Genomic DNA, 3,480 nt, shown 5'->3' with positions numbered 1-3,480 from the left:
AGCCCCGCAGTCGGCAGCTCAAAGCCCGCGATCATCATCAAGAGGGTCGTTTTGCCGGAACCCGAGGGCCCCAGGAGCGAGAGAAACTCTCCCGCCTTAACATCGAGCGACACATCTTCGACCGCGGTAACCGATTCGTAGCGCTTCCCGATTTGACGGACCGTGACCGTTTCACCCTTCATTACGTCTCCATGTAAGTTAATTCAGTGCAAATCTGGCCGGTGGTGGGTTGCGCCCGTCCGACCACACAGTCTTGCCATTTTCTAATCAAAGCCGGCGCAGATTATGATCCAAGCCGATTTGTTATGGCTGGAGGAGGTCAATTGCCCGCGCACCCGGCTACCCGTCGGCGTACTTGTTCGTGAAAATCGAGCCGGTCGCTTCCAGCGGTGTCGGGCTGCGCGATGGCTCGGTCGGCGGAGTTGTCCATGGCAGCTTCGCTCCCCAATAGGATTGATCTATTTCACGATCAATCAGGCGGTCCCCTTCGACCGCGCGTCGTGTATTGCTTCGAGGCGTTGCAGGTCTCTTTTATGAAAGCCATCGTGGTGGGGCAGGAGATCGATCAACAATTGAACCAGCCCGCCGTCCGTCCTTCCTGTATTGAGATGGTAGGAGGACCGCGGACGTTGTCCGCTGCAGAAAAGCAAGTCAGCTCGGGCGAGCAGCCGTACGTGTCGCTCAACGCGCTTCCGAGGCAGATCCAGAATCTTCGCCAGCTCGCAAACGGTCAAGTCGGCATGCGCGCAAAGGCCCAGGATTCGAAGGCGATCAAAATGCGCTGCCGTCTGTAGGCGACTGACCAGTGTCATCATTGGTCAGCATCACGCCATATAGCCGCAGAGATGGACCGCAATTGGTTGATTCCTTTCCGTCAGGATGAACGCTCTTCTTGCCATTAGCTGTAGACCCTCTTGCATTGGCAGTCGGAGCATGAAGCGGCACCAGATGTTGTCGCCACTGGAACCCAGACGTTATGGGAGCATACCACCACCAACGATTTTCGATCGCAAAGAGTCTATGAATTTCATTGAAGGATCTGTTGCAACGCTCGACCGAGACGCAACGTGTATTTGGCCACCTGCGGATCAGGCAGTGAACTAGCGTACTGCTTGGCCGGGTAGGATCCGAAAAGGGTAATCGGCTGACAGTGCCGCGTGAGCGGGCGGTGCCAAGCATCCATGAACAATCCTATCATCATCGGATTGATCTCGCCAATAATGTCTTTCAGCTTCACGGAATGCGGGCCGATGGCTCCGTTGCATACCGCCGAAAGGTGTCACGGGCCAGGTTCCTGCCATTCCCTTCAGAGCATCCGACGTGTCTCGTGGCAATGGAAGGACCACTGGGGACGGGAGATCGGGAAGTTCGGCCGAGGTTCGCCTGATTGCATCTCAATATGTCAAGCCTTTCGGTGCGCCCCGATGGCGCGTATTACCAGTGGAGGAAGGATCCACCCCGAGAGTTGTCGGTTGATCTGGTAGCTGACGAGCGGGTGGACGAGCAATCGGACGGATCGAAGCCTCGTGACAAAGGTCGCTATAGGTGGCCGAGCAATCCAGCGGGCCGTAACGTGAGTGAAGCCTGAGCATGCCTCGAAAGTTACGATGTGAACGCCGACCCGGTCGAATGGCGGGGAAGGCCGCGCAGCCAGGGAAGCAATCGACATGTGCACCTCGCTGGTTCACCGGGGTAATGGGCATGGCACGTTGGAAATGTAATGTGGGTAATCGGGGGATACCCGTCCTGGTCGAAGGTCGCGCCTTCAGCATCGAGTACGTCGATGGACCGGACGGGAGTCGGACAGGGTTGTAGTACCGACGAAGCCGGGTAATTCCGGCGGAGGAAAGGACCCTGACTTCAGGTGTGCTTTTGAAGATGGCGATGGAAAGGGTAGATTGGCGATGAGCCTGGAAACGCCCGATAAGAACCTTCAGAGAAAGCTCTATTGCAAGGCGAAGGCGGAGCCTGCTTTCCGCTTCTATGTGCTCTACGACAGTCTGTCGTGAAGACATTCTGAGTCACGCCTTTGCGTTGGCCCGCACAAATGCGGGTGCGCCGGGAGTGGACGGAATAACTTTCGAGCAGATCGATGCGTCGGGACGAGAAGCATGGTTGGCGGGCCTGCGCGAAGAACTCGTCACGAAGACTTACCGGCCCGATCCGGTGCGGCGGGTGATGATCCCGAAGCCCGGCGGTGGCGAACGACCGCTTGGTATCCCGACAATCCGGGACCGGGTCGTCCAAGCTGCTGCAAAGATCGTACTGGAGCCAATCTTCGAGGTCGGATTTTGAGGACGGCGCTTATGGGTATCGGCCGCGTCGCAGCGCGGTCGATGCCGTCAAGCAAGTACACCGGCTTGTGTGCCGGGGCTACACGGACGTTGTTGACGCCGATTTGTCGAAATATTTCGACACGATCCCGCACTCGGACCTCCTTAAATCGGTGGCCCGACGCATTGTCGACCGGAAAGTTCTGCGGCTGATCAAGCTGTGGTTGAAAGTGCCGGTGGAAGAGCGGGACGGCAAAGGGACACGGCATATGAGTGGCGGTAAGAGCAGCACGCGTGGCACTCCGCAATTTCGCCCATCCTAAGCAACCTCCTGCTCGACGACCTCGACAAGGAGCTGGCCCGACGTGGTCACCGCTTCTGCCGTTACGCGGACGACTGCAATATCTATGTTATACCAAAGGTTCTGAGGGCTGACTCTCTAGGGTATCCGCAGCGATTGATCCGTGATTCCTTGTCGCGAGGAGGATTCGGGCGATGGGATCAGCGGTGAAGATACGGACGGACTATTCGGCTGCGGCGCTTCGGCGACTGGCGAAGGTGGCGAATGACGTCAACCAGAGCAGGCGCTTGTTGTCACTGGCTGGGGTCGTGGACGGGATGAGCCGGGAAGATGCTGCACGGATCGGCGGCATGGACCGCCAGACGCTGCGGGACTGGGTGCATCGCTTCAACGAGGATGGCCCTGACGGACTGAAGGATGCCTGGTATGGCGGACCCACGCCGCGCCTATCGCCGGAACGGAAGGCCGAACTGGCGCAAATCGTCGAGACGGGACCGGACCTGGCGGTTGACGGCGTGGTGCGCTGGCGGCGCATCGATCTGCAGCGCGTCATCGAGGATCGTTTCGGCGTCGCCTATCACGAGCGCTACGTGGGCAAGCTGCTGAATATAGCGCGACAATCTGGAAGAGAGGTGCGCGACAATCTGGATGAGAATCTGGTGTCGCGGCGATGCTGATGATCGCGGCATTGATTGTCGCGCGCAAGAGGTCTTATTGGTTTGATTGTCGCGGCGCGTCAATCAGGATTGACGTTTGCGGGCGTCGCATATGAGGCCGGCCGGCCTGGCCCTCGCTTTCGCTCGATGGCCTCTGACCTGCCACTGAAATTTCATCCGGCTGCAGTTAGAGCCTCGGCGGGTTTTACGCCGTATGGCGCGGGTTGAGCAACGGGTGATCGGCGGAGCT

The 3,480-nt window shown here is 58.5% G+C and carries 4 protein-coding genes and 1 pseudogene; 2 read left to right on the top strand and 3 right to left on the bottom strand.

Translation table 11 applies throughout. The annotated features are described in order from the left end of the window. The 3 genes from HNQ71_RS34480 to HNQ71_RS34470 all read right to left on the bottom strand — a co-directional run. On the bottom strand, nucleotides 1-182 hold a 182-nt coding region (locus tag HNQ71_RS34480; protein WP_184879609.1), incomplete at its 3' end, for an ATP-binding cassette domain-containing protein. A gap of 291 nt (nucleotides 183-473) precedes the next feature. Continuing rightward, the gene (locus tag HNQ71_RS34475; protein ID WP_246462548.1) at nucleotides 474-812 is read right to left on the bottom strand and encodes a winged helix-turn-helix domain-containing protein; all 339 of its coding nucleotides are present in this window, start codon (nucleotides 810-812) and stop codon (nucleotides 474-476) included. A gap of 215 nt (nucleotides 813-1,027) precedes the next feature. Continuing rightward, on the bottom strand, nucleotides 1,028-1,237 hold the full coding sequence (locus HNQ71_RS34470) for a hypothetical protein (protein WP_184879593.1): 210 nt from the start codon (nucleotides 1,235-1,237) through the stop codon (nucleotides 1,028-1,030). Nucleotides 1,238-2,115: 878 nt separating this feature from the next. On the opposite strand from HNQ71_RS34470, the gene HNQ71_RS35435 reads away from it, so the two are divergent. Both HNQ71_RS35435 and HNQ71_RS34460 read left to right on the top strand, forming a co-directional pair. Next, nucleotides 2,116-2,295, top strand: coding sequence for a hypothetical protein (locus HNQ71_RS35435; RefSeq protein ID WP_246462549.1), 180 nt, complete (start codon nucleotides 2,116-2,118; stop codon nucleotides 2,293-2,295). Between the two features lie 473 nt (nucleotides 2,296-2,768). Beyond that, a pseudogene (locus HNQ71_RS34460) lies at nucleotides 2,769-3,179 on the top strand (helix-turn-helix domain-containing protein); the annotation flags it as partial. Nucleotides 3,180-3,480 lie beyond the last annotated feature (301 nt).

Source organism: Mesorhizobium sangaii, assembly GCF_014207355.1.
GTDB lineage: Bacteria > Pseudomonadota > Alphaproteobacteria > Rhizobiales > Rhizobiaceae > Mesorhizobium > Mesorhizobium sangaii.
This window is presented reverse-complemented; position numbering and strand designations above follow the sequence as displayed.

What these genes read in the sequence shown, in the direction of transcription:
- HNQ71_RS34475 (WP_246462548.1), bottom strand. Translation starts at nt 812, where the DNA reads ATGACACTGGTCAGTCGCCTACAGACGGCAGCGCATTTTGATCGCCTT.